Below are 19,336 nucleotides of genomic sequence, written 5' to 3'. Positions count from 1 at the left end.
AACTATTCCTGCGCCACTGTGGTGGAACTCCAGGGTGCTCTCGCCGATACGAAGCACTGAGTGCAACCAACGTCAGCCGGATCACAATTCGAGCTCAAGTTCGTGCGGGCTGCACCCGGGCGCGGAGCTCGTGTCGTCGATCGATACTCGCTGGGATGAGCTACAACCTCGCCGGCTCCCCCGCCGCCCTCGCCGACCCGCACGCGTTCGCCGGGCTCGCCGACCCGACCGGGTTGCCGCCCACTCTGATCATCAACTCCGAACGCGACACGCTCCGCGCGTCCGGTGAACGTTACGCCCAGCAACTGTCCGAGGCGGGCGTCTCGGTGACCTGCGTCACCGAGCCCGGATCCTTCCACGGCCAGCTCAACACCCCACACGAAGCGACCGGCATCCGTTCGATGCGGCGAGTGCTCGACTGGCTCAACCAGCCAGCCGAGTAGGTCGGGGCCGGCGGGGAGGCGCCGTCAGTGCCGCGCACGGCGCACGAGGCCTCCGGGTCTCTTCAGAGCGGCGATATCTTGCCGCTGTCAGCGCTGTCGCAGTAGCGTGTGCATCACGGTTGCCCCTGGACCCCGGTCGACTCAGATCTTGTCGGCGTGTGAGATGCATCTACGGGAGCACCGATGGTCGATGCGCGTAGTCGATACGTCGATCCTCGCGCGTTCAGACGCTCCGGTCTCAGTGCGGCGACGTGTCGCTCGGTTCGCATCACAGTGGCCGCCACACGGTGCCTGGGGGCGGGGGGATGAGCGCCTTCCAGTTCGACCGGGGGTCGGATTTCGCCGGGCTCTGTCCGGTGTGTGGTGAAGAACTCGAGTGGGCGCCCGCCTGGGGGCAGGGCCACATCGCCATTGTGGCAGTCTGCCGCGACCACGGGATCGTCGACCAGTACGATGCGCTCGACTAGCAGAGCTCCGGATCAGCGCTTTCCCGGGGCAGTAGGAGCGTAGTTGCCTCGATTCTCGACCGAGACCCTTTTCTGATGCGGCCGGGTGGGGCTTCCGTGCGGTCGAGGTGTGCTGGTGGGAACCCAAGGGACGGGATTCGTCGCGCTTCTTCTCGGGTCCTAAACGGCCGCAACACAGTTATCCAGCAACTCATTGACGGACTCGACGCGCTCGACACCGGTCGGCCGGTGAACATTCGACCGGCGGACCTAGCCGGTGGGCGTTTTCCTGGTGCAGCAGGGATCGTCACGCCGCGACCGGCGGGAATCGGGGCACACGGCACCGCGAGGAGAAGAGAATCAGTCACATGTTGGATCACCTCAGCGGCGCTTCGCGCCTGATTCCGATCATCGGAGACCCCATCAGGTACGCGCGGTCACCGGTGTGGCTGACCCGCACACTCGGCTCACGCGGGCACAACGGCATCTGCGTGCCTCTGGAAGTACCGGTCGACAAACTCGGCGTTGTCATGGCCGGCTTGTCGGCGTCGGGCAATGTGGACGGCATCCTGGTGACCATGCCGCACAAGTTCGCCGCGTTCGGATACTGCGCCACGAGCTCCCCTCGCGCCAGCCTGTTCGGGGTGGTGAGCGTGATGCGTCGGAACCCGGATGGCACCTGGCACGGCGACATGCTCGACGGGCTCGCGTTCGTGAAAGCGCAACAGGACCACGGCGCACAGATCGAGCGGGCTCGCGCGCTGCTGGTCGGGGCGGGCGGGGCGGGAAGCGCAATCGCGTACGCACTTCTCGACGCCGGCGTCGAGCATCTCGTCGTCCATGACGCCGACCCAGCGAGGGCCACGACCCTCGCCGATCAGCTGACCGCTGTCGGCGTGGGTCGGCTGAGTTACGGCAGCGCCGACCCGACCGGGTTCGATCTGGTGTTCAACGCGACGCCGCTGGGTCTGGAGGAGGATGATCCGCTCCCCCTCGACACCGCCCTGCTGTCGCCCTCGATGTTCGTCGGTGATGTGATCGCGGGACACGGTGTGACGCCGCTTCTCGCCGCAGCGCAGCGCATCGGCTGCAGCACCGCGGACGGCGATCACATGGTCGAAGCCGTGCAGGACCTCATGGCCGACTTCCTTCTGCAGACGTAACCCGACTGATCTCCTCGCACACGGCGAGGCGCCGCGTCGGGGTTAGCGTCGAGGGCGGCTCCCATCTGCCGTGTAGATGGCGTCGGCGTTTCAACCTGTGCAGCGGTTTCGGTCGCCCTGGTCCGCCCGGCCGATCCGCACATCATGCATCCCGCAGTGCGTCGAGTTGGATGCCCGAGCGGACGGCCGCCCCTTCACTCCGTTCAGCGGAACAGAGCGCCGAGGAAGTCGTTGGCAAAGGCTCCACCCGGGTCTAGCCGGTTGCGGAGTTCAACGAATTGCTGCCAGTGCGGGTAAAGGTCGGACATACGGTCGTCGGCGGCCGCTGAGTACACCTTTCCCCAATGCGGGCGGGCACCGAATGGTGCCAGGGCGGCTTCGAGAGCGGGCAGCACCGCCGCGACGCCGGGTTCGTCAAGAATCCATGTGAAGTGGATGCCGATGGAGTCGCGGCCGTAGGCCGGGGAGAGCCACAAATCGTCACCGGCGATGGTACGGATCTCGCACACCTGGAGCATCGGAGAGAGCTGGGCGGATAGGGCGCGAACGGCGCCGAGGGCCTCGCCTGCACGATCTCGGGGAAGGATGTATTCGCTTTGGAGTTCATGGCCGTTGGAGGGTGTGAACTCCAGCACGAAATGCGGGAGACGGTCCAACCAGCGGCCCGCGACGCCGCCCTGAGTGGTGCGGGACTTCGCGGAGACTCCAGGGAGCGGGTGCCTGGGCCCGGAGGCCTCTCGACCGGCAAGGAGGGGGAGCTCGCGGGTCGCCCGGTCTGGCCGCCCCTTTCGCCAGACTTGGTCCACGAGATCCGGGGAGCGGAAGGTGGTGAACAGCGACACACTGTACGCGGACGAGGTGACCTCGTCGAGCTGAGCCAGCACGTCATCGAACGGGACGGCCTCGTAGACGGTTTGCGCGACCGTGAACGCGGGTTCGACCTCCAGTTCCACGGCGGTCAGGACGCCCAGCGCCCCGAGCGCAACCACTGCGCCGGGAAACTCGGCGTCTCCTCGTTCGAAACGCAGGAGGTCGCCCGAAGCTGTCACGAACTCGACCGCGGCGACGGCGGCCGCCAGAGACTTGTTGCTGTTGCCTGAGCCGTGCGTCCCCGTGCTTATGGCACCGCCCACCGAGATGTGCGGAAGGGACGCGAGATTGCTCAGAGCCCATCCGCGGGCATCCAACCAGCGACCGAGGTCTCCATAGCGAATCCCCGCGCCGGTGCGGACGCGACCGCGATCTGTGTCCAGCTCGATCGGGATGTCGAGCGCCTCGGTCGGGATGAGGACACCGTCGGTGTCAGCGATCCGGTTGAAGGAGTGCCGTGAACCCAGGGCCTTGACGTGCTTCGCCCTCGACACGACGGTGCGGAGCTCGTCAATGCTGCTCGGGCGAACGAGCTGGTGGGCGGCGTAGCGGATATTCCCGGACCAGTTGACTTCGGTAAGCATGAGGTTCTCCTAGGGGACAGCATCGCGGGCCGGGACCGCTGGGTTTGCAGACTGCTCGGCGCCGAGCGCGCGGCGTCCGCCGCGCATGCTTGCGGCATCCGAACCCCGCCGGTGCGGGTGTGCCTCGAGCACCGTGTATTCGATGACGGTCAATTGTTCGCGATCCAGCCGGTACCGATGACGCCGCGATTCAGGGCGGGACCCGAGCCGGGATCGGTGAAGCGGGCGGCGGGAGGGCTGATCAATGCGGTCCTTATCTCGGCCAGTGGGGATCACCACACCCGGGTGCGGGAAGCTCCGGAGGGAAGTTGACTCACTGGGCCGGCGGAATAGCGCTGATTGGCGTTCTTTCTCGCTCCGGTCAGGTCGACGTTGAGCGTGACGGGTGTGCCGTCCCGGTTCTCGAAGTGGGCGTCGACAAACCTGACCGGAGGCAGGTCCGTGCCGCAGGTCACACCCAGCGAGGCCTCGTTGAACGCCGAGGGCAAGTCGGTCTCGAGGTAGACCGCTTCGCCGTCTTCGGCGAGGCGTGCCGCCGCGTGCTCGGTAAGCAGCACGGCACCGTCCTCGTTGCGGTACGCGGCGGCTCCGGGTGCGTAGACGTTCTGGCGGATGTACACGGGTTGGTTGACGTCTGCGAACCGCTCGTGGTCCCCCTTTGTGGGGTCCGCGACCAGGTCCAGGTACTCCGAGAGGGTGGCAGGGTGCCCATCGTAAGCAGCCGTGCCGTAGCCGGCGCTCTGGCTCCGCCGCTTCGTCGCACCGTACGCTGCGTCGGCGTCACCGGAGAGGAAGACGTTGCCGATGAATCGGTCATCCCCGGCGTAGATGGCGGCGTATCCGGCCACCTGCGTGGAATGCGGACGATGGTAGGGCGTGGGACGGTCCACGACCGGCTCCACCGACAGCGTGCCGCAGACCAGGTTGTTCACGAACGCGCCGCCCTGGCTGAATACCTCCAGCGATGCTCGTGAGCCGAAGATGTTGTGTTCCACCAGGTAGGGGCCGTGACTGACCTCCACGAACAGGTCGCGGCTGTTGGCGTACAGCAGGTTCCGGCCGATCCGGGTGCCCTGGGTCTGCCAATCCAGCCAGATCGCCAGTGAGCAGTCGTGGATGCGGTTGTGGACGATCTCCACGTCGATCGCGGCGTGCAGCTTGATGCCGGCGATCTCGTACCCGTAGAACTCGCGCTTGATCGCGATGTTGTAGATGTGGTTGTCCTCGATGGTGGAGAACACGCAGCCGAGGTGTCCGACGATGCCGGTCTGCCCGCAGTCGAAGATCGTGTTGCGGCGGATGATGTGGGAGCCGACGTGTTCCTCGTCCCAACCGATCTGGCGGGCGGAGAACACCGACTCGAGCTGGTACTGGTAGCCGGGCTTATCTCGACGGTCAGCGGCGAAGTTGTGCCCGGTGGACGCTTCTTTGCCGAGCGAGATCGCGGAGCATCTGGCATCGTGGATGATGTTGTCCTCGATGATCCACCCCTTCGCCCAGTTCGGGCCGATCAGTCCGGGCTGGTCGGCGGTCGGCGGCGCCCACGGTGTGGCAGCGTGGGCGAGCTCGAACCCGCGTACGGTGATGTAGTCGATGTGGTGCTCGGTGGGGAAGAACACCGACCGGCGCACGTTGATCTCCACCAGCTGCATGTTCGGGTCCCACGCCTGAAAGTTGGCGGTGATGGTCGTCTCAGTCGCTCCGACCTCAGCGAACCATACATGCAGGGTCTGGTCGGGATTGCGAACGTGATCGGCGGATCCGGTCCAATCGTCCGTGGTCGTTATGGTGCGCGACGGCGAGAACACGTCCTGCAGCGTCTCGGACTCGTAGAAGCTGAGTCCGTTCAGATAGACGTCGCCGAGGTGCTTCTTCGGCGTGTGCAGGTCGGCGTAGACGATCCAGTCGCCATCGATCTCCGCGGCGAACGGATTGAAATCGCCGAACAATGAGTTCGGCACGGCAGCCCGCCATACCGTCCCCGACACCAGCTCCCAGCCGGTCACCACCTCCGAGCCCTTGATCGCGACGTGCTCTCCGGGCGCGGCTTCGAAGGTGATGCGCCGCTGTTCGCCGCGCCCCCCGCGTGCGGGACGAACCCACTCCCGGTAGGTTCCGTCGTGCACGCGAACCGTGTCGCCCGGCATCGCTCGCTGCGCCGCGTGGTCGATCGTCCGATAGGGCCGGTCGGCGGTGCCATCGGACAGGTCGGAGCCGGAGGTGGCGACGTGAATCACGGAGGTCATAACACTCATTCGTTTCTTTTCAGCGGGGCGGTTGAGTCGCGGATCACAAGGTGGGTGGCCAGTTCCACTCGTTTCGACGGGAGGACCTCACCGCGAGCGAGTGTGTGCACGGTCTGGACCGCCGTCTGTCCGATCTCCTCGACGGGTTGGTGAATGGTGGTCAGTCGCGGTGACGAGGTGTGCGCGAGCATGGTGTTGTCGAAACCCACGATGCTCAATTGCCCGGGGATGCTGATTCCGAGGGTGCGGGCGGCTTCCATCACTCCCATTGCGGTGACGTCGCTGGCGGCGAAGATCGCCGTGGGCGGAGTCGGCCTGCTCAGGACCTGCAGGCCCGCGGTCAGGCCGTGTTCGAACGTGAACGGACCGTGGATGACCTCGGTGAGGTCGATGTGCAACGAGGCCTGCTGCATGGCCGCCTGATAGCCGTGGGTGCGGGCGACATCGCAGGCCGCGCCCCGCGGTCCGCCGATGTACGCGATGTTCGAGTGGCCGAGCTCGATCAGATGCTGGGTCGCCTCGAGGCCGCCCGCCCAGTTGGTGGCGCCGACGCTGACCAGGCTCATCCGGGGCACTTCGATCGGGTCCACCAGCACGACCGGAAGCCCGACCTTGCGCAGCGCGCGCTCTCTCTCCGCTGAGAACTGCGAAGTGACCTCGATGACGCCGATCCGGCCGCCGAGCGCGAGGCGCTGCGCCCACTTCAACGGGGTCTGTCGCGCGATCGCGCTGAGCTGTCGAGTGACGATCGCGCTTTCGGCGTTCTCAGCCGCTGTAACGGCCCCGGAGAGGAGCAAGAGCGTGTAGGGGTTGAGGAACGTATCACTGACGAGTTCGATCAGCGGTTCCCGTTTTCCGCGAACCGGACGTTCGCGTTCGCCGACGCTGACATAGCCGAGTCGGTCGGCGATCTCCTCGATGAGCCGGCGCGTCTCTTCGCCGACGCCGCCACGTCCGTTGATGACCTTGGAGGCCGTGGCGACCGAGACGCCGGCCTCGTCGGCGACGCGGGAAAGGGTTATCCGCCTCGGTCGGGCGCCTTCCGCGGTCTGAGCAGTTGTGGTCATCATCGACTTCCGTTTCGGTCGTTGTCCATTGTCCACCGTAGAGGTTCACGCCGGTCAACTACATGATAACGAAATTTTTTCGTGGCAGATAGCCTTGACGACGCTGACTTTCATGGACGACGGTTAGGCAACGAAAGAAACGTGCGAAACTTTTCAACGATAATCGCACGCCCTACACCAACGAAGGAAAGGAAGAGCGATGAAGCTCACACAGAAGGCATCCCGCCTCACTGGTGCTGTTGCTCTCGCCGGCGCAGCTGCGCTGGTACTGGCCGGATGCGGTTCCTCGGGGCCGTCGGCCTCGGGCGGCGCGACGGCCTGGGCGCTCACCGGACAGCAGACAACGATCGATAACGCGTTCAACGCGTGGAACAAGGACAACGCCAAGGAGCAGGTCAAGGTCCAGTTCTTCGAGAACGACGCGTTCAAGCAGAAGATCCGCACCGCGATCGGCTCCGGCAACTCCCCGACGCTGATCTGGTCGTGGGGAGGCGCGGGCAACTTCAAGACGTATGTCGACAGCAAGAAGGTGATCGAACTCGACGAGTCGCTCACCACGAAGTACTTCCCGTCGATCGTCGACAACGGCAAGATCGACGGCAAGCTGTACGCCATCCCGAACAACACGGTGCAGCCGGTCCTCCTGTATTACAACAAGGAACTCTTCAACAAGGCCGGCATCAGTGGTGTCCCGACCACGTGGAGCGAACTACTCGATGACGTCTCCACCCTGAAGAAGGCCGGCATCGCGCCGATCTCGATGGGCGGAGCGAGCAAATGGCCGCAGCTGATGTGGCTGGAGTACCTCACGGATCGCATCGGCGGCCCTGAGGTGTTCAAGGCGATCCAGCAGAACAAGGCGAACTCGTGGTCCGACCCGGCGATCATCGAAGCGCTCCAGAAGATCCAGGACCTCGTCAAAGCAGGCGGGTTCATCGACGGCTACCAGTCGGTCGCAACCGACAACAGCGCCGACACCGCCCTGCTGTACACCGGCAAGGCAGCCATGATCCTTCAGGGCGCATGGGCGTACGCGGACATGAAGACGTCGGACCCGAAGTTCGTGAGCTCCTCGCTCGGCTGGGCCAACTTCCCCGCCGTCGACGGCGGCTCAGGCGACCCCGCGAACGTCGTGGGCAACGCGTCGAATTACTGGTCGATCTCCTCGGATGCCTCGAAGGATCAGCAGAAGACGGCCGCCGCCTTCCTCGCCGGCGGCAACATGACGGACGCGTACATCGACGACCTGCTCAAGGGCGGCGGTGTGCCCCCGGTGCTCGGCATCGAGGACAAGATCAAGGCGAGCGACAACCCGGACTTCCTGCTGGATGTCTACAACATGTCGAAGGACGCGCCCGCGTTCACGCTGTCGTGGGACCAGGCGATCGCACCGGCCGCGGCCGATGCGCTGCTCACCAACCTCGACAAGGTGTTCCTGGGTCAGCTCACGCCGCAGCAGTTCGCGGATGCCATGAACGCGACGATCAAGTAGCGAGCGACTCCTCATGTCAACGACTGCTGTACGCACCCCGGCGCCGACCAAGAAGTCGGTCGGCGCCGGCCGCGCCTCCACACATGCCAGAGGTCGCACCCTCACCTCGGGGCCGAGCTTCTGGTACACCACACCGGCGCTGCTCTTCTTCGTCGGCTTTGCGATCATCCCGCTGATCATCGTCCTGGGACTCAGCTTCACCAACTGGGACGGCCTGTCGGCAATCACTCCGGCAGGGCTCGACAACTGGGTCGCCGCATTCACCGATCCACAGACCTACCAATCGCTGGGCATCACCCTGGAGATGATGGTCCTCGGCTGGATCATTCAGACTCCGATAGCGATCCTCATCGGGGTGTTCACAGCCGGCCGTCAGAAGTACCGAGCCGTCTACGCCGTGCTGTTCTTCGTGCCGCTGTTGATCTCCGCCGCCGCCATCGCCATCGCATGGAAGGCCCTGCTCGACCCGAACTTCGGGCTGGGCGCCTCGACGGGTATCCCCTGGCTGTCGCAGGACTACCTGGGCAATCCGGACACCGCGCTGTACGTGGTGGTCGTGATCATCGCGTGGCAGTTCATCCCGTTCCACGCACTCCTCTACCAAGGCGGAGTGCAGCAGATCCCCGCGTCGATGTATGAAGCGGCGACGCTGGACGGTGCCGGACGGGTGCAGCAGTTCTTCCACATCACGCTCCCGCAGCTGAAGAACACCTTCATCACATCGACGACGCTGATGCTGGTGGGATCACTCACCTACTTCGACATCGTCTTCGTGCTGACCCAAGGCGGCCCCGGAACGTCGACGCGTACGCTCCCGCTGCAGATGTACTTCACCGGGTTCTCCAGCTACAACATGGGGGTCGCGAGTGTACTCGCGGTCATCCTGGTCGCGTTGGGGCTGGCCCTCTCGCTTGGCCTGACCAAGCTCTCCGGATTCTCGAAGATGTCCAGTGATTTGGAAGGTGCATGATGGCCACCGAAGCAATCGTCCTCGGACGCCGCCCGTCGCGACGCCGAACCCCGTCCAAGGGACGGCAGCGCCCCAACATCGGAGCAGGCATCGCCGCAACGCTCTGGCTGATCTTCGCCATGATCCCCATCTACTACGTGGTGATCACCAGCTTCAAAAGCCAGCAAGGGTTCTTCAAGGAGAACGCGCTGCTGCCGTCGGCGTCGCCGACGCTGGACAACTACGTACTCGTCCTGCAGAACAACTTCTTCGTGTACTTCGCGAACAGCGTGATCGTGACGCTGGCCACGGTCCTGCTGTCGACCGTCTGCGCGCTGATGGCGGCATACGCGATCGTGCGAGGCACTCGGTCCCGATGGCTCGGGCGAACCTTCTCGCTGTTTCTCCTGGGGCTCGCCATTCCGCTCCAAGCGGTGATCATCCCGGTGTATCTGATGATCACCCGCGCAGGACTCTATGACAGCCTGATCGCGCTGATCCTTCCGTCGGTCGCGTTCGCGCTGCCACTGTCGATCATCATTCTCGCCAACTTCCTCCGTGACATTCCGGCGGAGCTCTACGAGGCGATGCGTGTCGACGGCGCCAGCGATTGGCGCACCCTGACCACCCTGGTCTACCCGATGGCTCGACCAGCACTGTCGACGGTGGCGATCTACAACGGGTTGAACGTGTGGAACGGCTTCATCTTCGCTCTGGTACTCACTCAGAGTCCCGACAAGCGGGTGCTGCCGCTGGCGTTGTGGACCTTCCAGGGGGAGTTCACCGCGAACATCCCCGCCGTGCTCGCCGCTGTGGTGCTGTCCACCCTCCCGATCGTGCTGCTGTACATCCTCGGCCGCCGGCAGTTGATCGCGGGCCTCACCGCCGGCGTCGGAAAATGACCGCCGCCGTCGTCTTCCCCGAGCCGCGTCGCATCATCGTGATGGGCGTGTCGGGCTCGGGGAAGACGACGGTCGGTGCTGCTCTCGCGGAGGAACTCGGCGCGGGCTTCGTAGACGGTGACGATCTGCACGCCGGAGCTGCACTGGCAAAGATGTCCGCTGGACTGCCGCTCACGGACGCGGACCGTGAGCCCTGGTTACGACGCGTCGGCGAGACGCTCCGCGACGCATCAACTGCCGGTTCGTCGATCGTCATCGCGTGCTCCGCACTGCGGCGAAGATATCGGGACACGATTCGCTCGACCGGCGGTGAACCGGTCTATTTCATCCACCTGGTCGCCGACGAAGCAGTCTTGCGGGATCGCGTGACCACCCGCGCAGACCACTTCATGCCACCCGCCTTGCTGACCTCTCAACTGGCGACATTAGAGCCCCTCGAACTGGATGAGGAGGGCGGGACGTACGACGCCACTGCGTCCTGGAACCGTATCGCGGAACAACTCGGCATCCCATCGCCATCCGGACGTCACACCAAGGACTCCCCATGAACGACGATTCCCGAGTGGAACCCAGTGGGCTGGATGGTTCTGGTTGACGCTCGCTGGTCGCATGAATTCGCGGGTGCGGTGCTCGTTGGTCGCAGTTGGTGCTCGTTCGTCGGAGTGGTTCAACCGGCCCAAAACCGGCCCGTGACCAAGCGGCAACTGTGCCCGTATCTGGATCGCGTTAGCCGCTCGGGTAGGTCACGCTGAAGGCGTCGCGACCTCGGTGTGGGCCTGTGTTGTTTCCCATTGGTCTCTGGTGACCGCGTATTCGACGGCGCCGAGTTCGCTGCCCTCGCGATCGTCGTCGTCTTCGTAGAAGGTTCGGACGTAGTGAAGGCCGGCGGAGGACATGGTTGCCTGGGATCGTTCGTTCACCGTCATGGTGAGGGCGAAAACGCGTTCCATGTTGAGGTCCTGGAAAGCATGGCGCACCAACTCGCGTGCACCCTCGGTGGCCAGCCCCCTCCCCCAGTGACGCCGCAGCAGCCGATAACCCAGCTCGGCCTGCCCCGGGACGAGAGCTTCCTCTCCCCAGCCGGCGGGCTGCAACAGCCACCAGCCCACGAACTCGTCTTCAACGAAGCCGACCCAGAAGCCGAGCCCCGCCACGGGCTGTGCGGTCGCGAGCCGGAGTCCGTGGGCCTTTTCGACCTGGGCGCGGGTGCGGCCGTCGCCGGTCAAGTAGCGCATCACCTCGGGGTCGGAGTCCAACTCCACCTCGAATTCCAGATGCTCATCGCCCAAGGGCATCAGTCGGATCCGGTCGGTCTGCAACGTCGCCTGAGACACAGAGCAATACTGCACCAGCCAGGGAAGGTATCCCGACACGACCGCGAATCAGCGTCGCGGTCTCCACCATCGTCCCCAATCACACCCGGCGGACACAGCAGGATCGCCGCGCGCACGCTCTCACCCTTCTTGCGCCCCGGCCCTGACGGGGTCCGGCGGGGCGACACTTCCCCGTGCGGGTCAACGGTGAGGCGATGAGTGACGGTGGGATGTGAACTCTCGTTCAGATTCCTTTCATGGCTTTCCCGAGATTGCTCTGCCTTGAATTTCCGCGGGTTTCAGTCTTTGCGTGAATGTCACCGTCGTCGCTAGCCTCGCCAATCTTTTGCACACGCTTTACTGACAGGGCGGCGAACCATTCGGGAACTGAAGGAGGTTGCGGGATTGCGCCGCCGCACCGGCGTGGCAGCCCAGTCCGAACAATGTCTCGAAGTGCTGCGGCCATTAGCCCCGCCCGCGCGGCTATCTGTTGAGGGCATGACCGGCGATCTCCGAATTGCTTCCGCGCATGGTCAAGCCGGCGCCTTGAGGGGTGATTGGAGCGGCGAATAAGCCCCCAGCGCTGGCGATCTCGAGCACGGGACCGTCGAGGATGATCCGGACGTCACTGGAAAAGGGAAGTGTCCATGTCTTGTCGCCCGCCGCGGCCGTTAGTTCGTCGTTCTTGCGGACCAACGCGACGACGGTTACCCCGGCGGATTCGATGGTCAGCCCGGATTCGTCAGGGGTCCATGTAATGTCCGCGGCAAGCCCGGCGATGTCGCGGGTCGGAGTGCCCGTCCGGTACTTGTCCAGGTCAGGGTGCGGCACAGCGATGAGGGTGTCGCCCTCGAGAGTAAGTAGGTACGGCACGCTGTGGGCGCTTGCCCAGCCCGCCGATTCGTCGCCGATGCCGCGCATCCAGAAGCTCAGACACGCTCGCCCCTCGGCGTCATGGAACAGGGATGGTGCGTAGTAGCTGTCGCCATATGTCAGCCGCCCCCAGCGGGTCGCGGTGAACTTGCCGTGCGTGTAGGTGCCGACGGCGTATCCCGCGTAGTGGAGCACGTCGTTGTCCCAGACGGAAGAGACCATCACCGCCCGACCGTTGATGTCGAAGATCTGCGGGCATTCCCATAGCGCCCCCATCCACACGTCGGTGGTCTCGGCTGTCGACCGTGACAATGCGACGCCTTCATACTCCCAGGCCTCCAGGTCGTCGGATCGATAGCTCAACGCCATCGCGGTGCCGTCGACGCCGCCGGCGCCGACGAACATCCGCCACCCGTCGGGGTCCTCCCGCAGGAACGGGTCCCGGTACGCGATGAGATCCAGGTCGGTGGGCGCGTCGACGACGAACGAGCCCTTCGTCCACAAGATCCACTCGTCGTCGTCGGGTGTAGCCACCCGGATGCGACCGATGCCGATGTCAGGCTCGGATGTCGAGGTGTAGAAGATCCGGGTACCCCCATCGCTGCCGGTGACGAGCGACCCCGTCCAGATCCCGCCATCCCCCTCGCCGGGTGCGATCGCGACCGGCAGCTCGTGAAGTGACAGCAGATCCACCCCGTGTGCGTGTCCCCAGTGGCAGTTCGGCGCCCAGTCCGTTCGGTCGGGGACGTACTGGAAGAACGCGTCGTACTTCCCGTCTCGGTGGGTGATGCCGTGCGGGTCGTTGATCCACCCGGATGCCGCGGTGAAGTGAAACTCAGGTCGCATGGTCACGCCTCCTCGGGGCGGTCGTTGTGTTGATGTCGTCGGCCGGTTTGGCCAGGTCCTGGAATGGGGCGGAGAAGCCTGAGCCGCGAGTCTGCGGTTTACGACCCAGGCCCTCCGCCTTCTCGGCGGTGTTCGCCCCCGAGCTAATGGCGCGTGACGGGTCGCGTGACCCGCGCGGCGCGGTCAATGTGTAGAGGCCCTCGGGTGCTTGTCGGGGGACGGGGCAGCTACAGAGTCGCGGTGGACGATAGGGCAGGCGAGCAGGGTGGGGTGCCCAGGGAGTAGCCCATGTTCGGGGCGACTTTCGATGATTCCCATCAGCTCGGCGACAGCACGTGCACCCATTTCGTAGTGCGGTAGCGCAACGGTCGTGAGCGGCGGAAAGAGGCTCGCGGCGATGGGGTCCTGATCGTCGAACCCGACTACAGACATGTCAGCTGGGATCGTCAGGCCGCGCTCGGCGATCGCACGATACGCGCCCATGGCCATTCGATCGTTGTAACAGAACAGCGCGGTGGGCCGTTCGTCGGCGCCTACGGCGACGTCGAGCAGGCGCGCGGCGGCTTCGTACCCGCCTTTCGCCTCCCCCTCGGCTGCCGCGACGAACTGATCGGGGTCGAGTCCCGCCGCGAGCATCCCATCGCGGTAGCCGAGCAGGCGGCCGCGCGTAGCGGGGACGTCGACAGAACTCGCGGCGAAGGCGATCCGCCGGTGTCCCGCGGCGACGAGCATGTCGACGATGGATGCCGCGCCGGCACGTTCATCCGGCATGAACGAGGGGATCTCCCCGCGCGCATCCCGGGCGCCGATCAGCACGGCAGGTATGCCGAGCATCTCTTCGGGTGGGTTCACCTCGTCGTGGTAGACCGTGGCGTAGATCACTCCGTCGGCTTGCCGGTCGAGGAACGCGCGCACCCCGGCCGGGTCGATCTCGACGGCAGGGTTCAGGCTCGAGTTGATGATCGCCAGCATGAGATTCTGGCGGGTCGCCTCCTCCTGCGCGCCGAGGATGATCTTGCCGGCGTGCGGGGTGGTCGCGATCTCCTCGGTGATCAGGCCAACCATGCCTGACGCCTGGATTCGCAAGCCGCGCGCAAGCCGATTCGGCTGATAGCCCAGCTCTTCCGCCGCAGCCTTGACACGATTCCGGGTATCGTCGCTGGTTCGGGTGTGAGGCGTGTCGTTGAGCACGTGGGACACGGTCGTAACCGACACCCCGGCCGCCGCCGCGACATCGCGTATGCCGACGTGTTTCCGAGCAACCCGGTTCCCGGTCTTCATCTCACCGCCTCACCTTTCGTATCCGCAACCATTGTGTCGCCTGCTCGCCACACCGACGGGGTAGCCCTAAGGGCGTTCATGGTCTCGTCCACGACGACTTGATCGCCCCGACCAGAATCCAGGATCGTGTTCCGAGTCGCTGCAGCATCAACCATGACAGCCGTAACCGTAAGACGGTGCGAATCGTCGGTTGCCAGGAGAGCATCCACCTGTGCTTCGAAGGCTGAGTCACTTGACTTCGCATCGACATCCATCGCTACGACGTAGTTGCTGGAGAGGAAGTTGCCCCTGCCCGCGATCAGCCGGATGATCACGGGGGTCGCGCCTGTCGGCCGGACACTCTGCGCGTCGAGAATCTCGGAGAAATGATTCGCGATGACGGAATTGTTGCTGCCGCTGATGCTGAGAAGTCCGAAGAGGTCGTCGAGCCCATTGTCGACCCCCAAAAACGGGGTCCAGGGCTCAAGGTCGCGGAGGAAGTGATTGGAGGCCACGAGGTTCTCTGAACTGTTCGCTGTGAGAACAACCATGCCGGGGTAGAAGGAGTGCAGGCGATTGTTCGTCACGCTGGATCGGGTGACACCGTGCAGGTGCACGCTGCTCGCGCCTCTGGGGAAGACGTTGTTGGCCGTGATCAGCAGCCCGCCGTGGTTCTCGGCGTAGATCGAGTGACCTCTGGGGCCTGCTCCTATCAAGTTGTCGGTGATCTTCGATGCCTGACCCCAGCCGCGTAGCTCGATGCAGCTTCCGCATTCGGCGATGAAGTTGTCGTGGACGGAAAGTGCGTCGGCGTTGTAGATCGTGAGTGCGTGCCCCAGGTAGACGAATCCCATGCCGGTGATCCTGAAGGAGTCATTGGCGTCTGCAACATAGATGCCCGTCTTGCCGTTGGCATAGGAGTTTTCGGGATTGTTCCCCGCACCCTCGCCGGTGAAATGCAGGCCATCGATGCAGAAGTTGGAGAACTCGACCGAACTGATCCTCGGGCTTCCGCTTCGCGCAACGAGGAACGCGGCACTCGTCGGCTGGTCATCGCCGGCCGGGGTCACGACGAGAATGCGGCTGCCTCCGGGCCATAGCTCGTGCAGCCCGGACCACTCTTCTTCCGGAACGTTGAACCGGATGCTCGACGACGTGAAGCCGTGTCCCGAGCCTTCGATCCTCAGGAAGCTGATGTCGATGAGCACCTGAGTGCGCAGCCGGTAGTCCCCCGGTGGAATGTAGATCACGGCGCCCGGTTTACCACCGTCGCTCACGTCCGAAACCGCTTGGCGTGCCTTGACGTCCGCAATGATGCTGTTGATCACCTCGCCGATGTCCTCAAAGGGATCGCCGTGCGGCCACTCCGTGACGTCGTATCGGTTGCTGCTCGGCATAGGTTTTCCGTTCATGTCGCCGCCACTCAGCCCTTGACGGCGCCCAGAGTCAGGCCGGCAACGATGTGACGCTGCAGGAAGAGGGTGAGCAGGATGACAGGAACCGAGAACACAGCCGCGAGCGCCGTCATCCCGCCCCAGTCGAGTCCGAACTGGCTCTGGAAGTTCGCGATCACGACAGGTGTGGTTTGCGCGCGCACCGATGTGAGCAGCAGTGCGAAGAGGAACTCGTTCCACGAGGCGAGGAAGGCGAAGATCGCCGTCACCGCCAGCCCGCCCGATACGACGGGCAGGACGACGCGCCGCAGCGCCTGAAGACGGGTGCATCCGTCGACCTTCGCCGCCTCGTCCAGCTCATCCGGTACGGCTTCGAAGAAGCTTGCCATCAGCCAGATCGAGAGCGGCAGCGAGATGGTGGTATGCGCGAGAGCTAACCCGAACGACGTGTCGGTGAGGCCGAGGGTGTGCATCACCGTCACCAGGGGCGCGCCCACCGCGATGGTCGGCACCATGCGTGTCACCAGTGCGGCGACGATGAACACTCGCCCGCTCGGTGTCCGGAATCGGGTGATCGCGTAGGCCGCGGGAACTGCGAGCACGAGCGAGAGCACGGTCGAGATGCTTGCCGTGACGACGCTGTTGATCAGCGAGGCGACGACTCCCTCACGGCTGAGCGCGGAGACATAGTTCTCGAGCGTCCATGTCTCGGGCCACACCGTGGGAGGCACGGCGATGGCATCGAGCGGGGTCTTGAACGACGTCAACAATAGGTAGATGAAGGGGAAGCCGTACAGGATGAGCGCCGAGGCCAGCAGTGCCCAGAGCAGCATGCGGCTCTTGCCCCGGGTTTCGAGCGGATTCATCGCGGGCTGCTTCCTGGTCGCCAGATGAGCATGATGGCTGTGATTGCAACGGCGAGCATGACGATGAGATAGACGGTGCCCATCGCGCTGGCGAGGCCAGGCTCCCCGAATCGGGTCATCGTGCGGTAGATGAGGAGGCTCAGCGTGGTCGTGCTGCCCTGCGGTCCGCCGTCGGTCTGGATGAGGATGATGTCGAACGCTCGTGCAGCGTCGATGCCGCGGATGATCAGCGCGACGGCGATCACGGGTCGCAGCAACGGGATGATGATGCTGAACAGGAGCCGGGGATACCGGGCGCCGTCGATGCGGGCGGCTTCGATGACCTCACCAGGGATGTTCTGTAGCCCGGCGAAGAGGATCAGCGTGATGAACGATGTCGTCAGCCAGATGTCGGGGAACGACACCGACAGCAGGGCGATGTTGGGATCGCTCAGCCATTGGATCTGGTCCGGACTCGACAGGATGTGCGCGCGGTAGAGGAGTTCGTTAACGATGCCGAAGTTGTCGATGAGCAGGAACCGCCAGAGCAGACCGGCGACGACCGGGGCGATCATCAGCGGGTACATGAACACGGTCCGGAACACCGCGGAGCGCTGACCGAGCGCGGTGAAGAGGAGGGCGACCATGAGCCCGAGGATGAACTCCGAGATCACGACGATGAGTGTGTAGGCGATCGTGCGGACTGCGGCGTTCTGGAACGCGTCGGACGCGAATGCCGTGAGGTAGTTGGCAAAGCCGACGAAAACACGCGGCCCGCCGGCGAACGGGGAGATCTCGAAGAAGCTGTCGTAGACGAACCGGATCAGCGGCCACAGCACGAATGCTGCGAGAAATGCGGCGGCGGGGAGCATCATCAGCAGGGCGAAGGCGGCGTCGCTGAGCTGCCGGCGACGCGGCCGAGGTGGGGCTGGGATGGGGGCGTGGATCGGCCCCGCGGTTGGGGCGACGGCTACCGCCGCCCCAACCTGGGGTTGTGGAGTGACCACGAGGGTGCTCTCTATCTCTAGCTCGTCGTGCTACTTGGTGATCGACTCGATCTGAGTCTTCGCATCGGAGAGCAGCTGGCCGGTGGCGGCGCCCGGCACGACTGCTTTCTGCAGCATCGGAATCAGGACGGAGTCCACGATTTCCTGCCATTTCGCTGTGGCGGGTCGCGGCAGTGTCTGCGGCGCCTGGAGAGTGTCGAGCAGTGCGGGGTAGTTCTCGAACCCGGACGCGCTTGCCTTGCTCTCGAACGCCGACTTGCGGGCAACAAGACCGAGCGACGTGTCCGCGGAGAGGTCGTTGTGCTTGTAGGCGAACGCGATGAAGTCCTTGGCAGCCTGAGTCTTGGAGCCAGATGACGGAACCGAGAGGTACCACGCTCCGGGCACCCCGGCGACACCGCCGGGCCCCCCGATCATGGGCGCCACACCGATGCTGTCCTTGACCGGCGAATCAGCCGGCGTGGCCCGATACGCGTGTCCCCAGAATCGCATCATGGCGAGCTTGCCCTGATAGAAGAGGTTCTGCGCGCCCGCCCAGTCCAGCTGCGCCGCACCCGAGGGAGCGTACGGGAGGAGGCTCACATAGTAGTCGAGCGCCTTCTTGTGCGCGGCGTCGTCGATCGTCACGTCACCGGAGCCTGCATCGAGCACCATGTTCTTCTCGCCGGCCTGTGACACCGTCGCGAGCCACTCGGTCTCGACAGCGCCCTTGACGTCGGTGCCGTACAGATCGATTGCACCGTCGCCGTCCGTGTCGCGGGTGAAGAACTCTGCGATGTCCTTGTACTGCTCCCAGGTCGTGGGCGGCGCCAGCGGGTAGCCGTACTTCGCCTCGAAGTCAGCCTTGTTCTTCGCGTCCTCGAAGAGATCAGTGCGATAGAACAGGATCTCTGAATTGGTCCAGACCGGCATTCCCACGAAGTGCCCGTCGACCTGTGCCTCAGTCACCAGGCCGCCGAACAGGTCGGACTTGACGTCGTCCGTGAACAGGTCGTCCAGCGGTGCGACCCCGGGCGCGAATGCCGTCAACCAGATCGCGTCGAGGGCTGCGACATCGAACGACGGGGTGCCCGCCTTCAGCTCGGTGGAGATCCGGTCGTAGAGGCCGGCGTATGGGAGTTCGACGAGGGTGACCTCGGTGCCGGTTTCCTTCTTGTAGAGGTCGGCAATCGGCTGGAGCTCGGCCTTCCCGCCGCCTTCCACGACCACCGTGAGGGTCTTGTCTCCGGAGGCGGAGCTTCCGCCGCCCCCCGCACCGCAGGCGCTCAGCGCCAGGGCGCCGACTGTCAGCGCCGCGATACCGACGACTGCTCGCCGCATCCGCGGCATGACGCTGCCGCTCGCGTGTGTCCGAAGCTTCATCACTTCGACTCCGATCTTGGTTGTAGGGATGTGAGTTGCAGACTCGGTGCCAAGACGTTTTGGCAAAACGTCTTGGCACGAGACTAGGGCATCATCACGAGGTCGTCAACCCTTCCGCTTCGCCAAGGCTGAGGTCACGCCCGCTGCAGGGGGACGGAATCACTGATGCCAGCTGTCTTGGGCCGGTTTCCTGCTCGGGACGGCGTCGACGCGGTGCGGTGTGGCCGGCGCGACGTCGTCCGGATGCGGGCCCACGAACTTGGCACCGCACGCA

General features: G+C 64.7%; 17 protein-coding genes. 7 read left to right on the top strand and 10 right to left on the bottom strand.

The window, feature by feature from the left end; genetic code table 11:
• Positions 1 to 155 precede the first annotated feature (155 nt).
• From ABD212_RS14135 to ABD212_RS14125, 3 genes are all read left to right on the top strand, one after another.
• The gene (locus ABD212_RS14135; protein WP_344095719.1) at positions 156 to 443 is read left to right on the top strand and encodes an alpha/beta hydrolase; all 288 of its coding nucleotides are present in this window, start codon (positions 156 to 158) and stop codon (positions 441 to 443) included.
• A gap of 305 nt (positions 444 to 748) precedes the next feature.
• Positions 749 to 910, top strand: coding sequence for a hypothetical protein (locus ABD212_RS14130; protein WP_344095717.1), 162 nt, complete (start codon positions 749 to 751; stop codon positions 908 to 910).
• Positions 911 to 1,257: 347 nt separating this feature from the next.
• Positions 1,258 to 2,052, top strand: a complete 795-nt coding sequence (locus ABD212_RS14125) for a shikimate dehydrogenase family protein (protein WP_344095715.1) — start codon at positions 1,258 to 1,260, stop codon at positions 2,050 to 2,052.
• 203 nt (positions 2,053 to 2,255) lie between these two features.
• Here the strand turns inward: ABD212_RS14125 and ABD212_RS14120 are convergent, their stop codons facing one another.
• The 3 genes from ABD212_RS14120 to ABD212_RS14110 all read right to left on the bottom strand — a co-directional run bounded on the left by ABD212_RS14120 (position 2,256) and on the right by ABD212_RS14110 (position 6,819).
• Positions 2,256 to 3,506 (bottom strand): D-arabinono-1,4-lactone oxidase, encoded by a 1,251-nt coding sequence (locus ABD212_RS14120; RefSeq protein WP_344095713.1) that lies wholly within the window; start codon positions 3,504 to 3,506, stop codon positions 2,256 to 2,258.
• Between the two features lie 272 nt (positions 3,507 to 3,778).
• On the bottom strand, positions 3,779 to 5,752 hold the full coding sequence (locus ABD212_RS14115; RefSeq protein WP_344095711.1) for a right-handed parallel beta-helix repeat-containing protein: 1,974 nt from the start codon (positions 5,750 to 5,752) through the stop codon (positions 3,779 to 3,781).
• A gap of 5 nt (positions 5,753 to 5,757) precedes the next feature.
• Entirely contained in the window at positions 5,758 to 6,819 is a 1,062-nt protein-coding gene (locus tag ABD212_RS14110) for a LacI family DNA-binding transcriptional regulator (RefSeq protein ID WP_344095709.1), read from the bottom strand.
• 199 nt (positions 6,820 to 7,018) lie between these two features.
• On the opposite strand from ABD212_RS14110, the gene ABD212_RS14105 reads away from it, so the two are divergent.
• From ABD212_RS14105 to ABD212_RS14090, 4 genes are read left to right on the top strand one after another with little or no spacing between them, the layout of a single operon-like run.
• Positions 7,019 to 8,311, top strand: coding sequence for an extracellular solute-binding protein (locus tag ABD212_RS14105; protein WP_344095707.1), 1,293 nt, complete (start codon positions 7,019 to 7,021; stop codon positions 8,309 to 8,311).
• A gap of 13 nt (positions 8,312 to 8,324) precedes the next feature.
• The gene (locus ABD212_RS14100; protein ID WP_344095705.1) at positions 8,325 to 9,281 is read left to right on the top strand and encodes a carbohydrate ABC transporter permease; all 957 of its coding nucleotides are present in this window, start codon (positions 8,325 to 8,327) and stop codon (positions 9,279 to 9,281) included.
• On the top strand, positions 9,281 to 10,162 hold the full coding sequence (locus ABD212_RS14095) for a carbohydrate ABC transporter permease (RefSeq protein ID WP_344095703.1): 882 nt from the start codon (positions 9,281 to 9,283) through the stop codon (positions 10,160 to 10,162). Before ABD212_RS14100 ends, ABD212_RS14095 begins: the two co-directional genes overlap by 1 nt.
• 41 nt (positions 10,163 to 10,203) lie before the next feature.
• Positions 10,204 to 10,710, top strand: coding sequence for a gluconokinase (locus ABD212_RS14090; RefSeq protein ID WP_344095701.1), 507 nt, complete (start codon positions 10,204 to 10,206; stop codon positions 10,708 to 10,710).
• A 195-nt stretch (positions 10,711 to 10,905) separates the two neighbouring features.
• Here ABD212_RS14090 and ABD212_RS14085 read toward each other — a convergent pair whose 3' ends face one another.
• From ABD212_RS14085 to ABD212_RS14055, 7 genes are all read right to left on the bottom strand, one after another.
• Positions 10,906 to 11,496: a GNAT family N-acetyltransferase gene (locus tag ABD212_RS14085; RefSeq protein WP_344095699.1), complete on the bottom strand. Its 591-nt coding sequence runs from the start codon at positions 11,494 to 11,496 to the stop codon at positions 10,906 to 10,908.
• Positions 11,497 to 11,958: 462 nt separating this feature from the next.
• The gene (locus tag ABD212_RS14080; protein ID WP_344095697.1) at positions 11,959 to 13,194 is read right to left on the bottom strand and encodes a glycoside hydrolase family 32 protein; all 1,236 of its coding nucleotides are present in this window, start codon (positions 13,192 to 13,194) and stop codon (positions 11,959 to 11,961) included.
• A 183-nt stretch (positions 13,195 to 13,377) separates the two neighbouring features.
• On the bottom strand, positions 13,378 to 14,475 hold the full coding sequence (locus ABD212_RS14075) for a LacI family DNA-binding transcriptional regulator (RefSeq protein ID WP_344095695.1): 1,098 nt from the start codon (positions 14,473 to 14,475) through the stop codon (positions 13,378 to 13,380).
• On the bottom strand, positions 14,472 to 15,851 hold the full coding sequence (locus ABD212_RS14070) for a right-handed parallel beta-helix repeat-containing protein (protein WP_344095693.1): 1,380 nt from the start codon (positions 15,849 to 15,851) through the stop codon (positions 14,472 to 14,474). Before ABD212_RS14070 ends, ABD212_RS14075 begins: the two co-directional genes overlap by 4 nt.
• Before the next feature lie 26 nt (positions 15,852 to 15,877).
• Positions 15,878 to 16,714, bottom strand: a complete 837-nt coding sequence (locus ABD212_RS14065) for a carbohydrate ABC transporter permease (RefSeq protein ID WP_344095691.1) — start codon at positions 16,712 to 16,714, stop codon at positions 15,878 to 15,880.
• Positions 16,711 to 17,568, bottom strand: a complete 858-nt coding sequence (locus ABD212_RS14060) for a carbohydrate ABC transporter permease (protein ID WP_344095942.1) — start codon at positions 17,566 to 17,568, stop codon at positions 16,711 to 16,713. Before ABD212_RS14060 ends, ABD212_RS14065 begins: the two co-directional genes overlap by 4 nt.
• Before the next feature lie 162 nt (positions 17,569 to 17,730).
• Complete coding sequence (locus ABD212_RS14055) at positions 17,731 to 19,062, bottom strand: extracellular solute-binding protein (protein WP_425561276.1); 1,332 nt, start codon at positions 19,060 to 19,062, stop codon at positions 17,731 to 17,733.
• Between the last annotated feature and the right edge of the window lie 274 nt (positions 19,063 to 19,336).

The organism is Microbacterium deminutum (assembly GCF_039530205.1).
Classification (GTDB): Bacteria; Actinomycetota; Actinomycetes; order Actinomycetales; family Microbacteriaceae; genus Microbacterium; species Microbacterium deminutum.
This window is presented reverse-complemented; position numbering and strand designations above follow the sequence as displayed.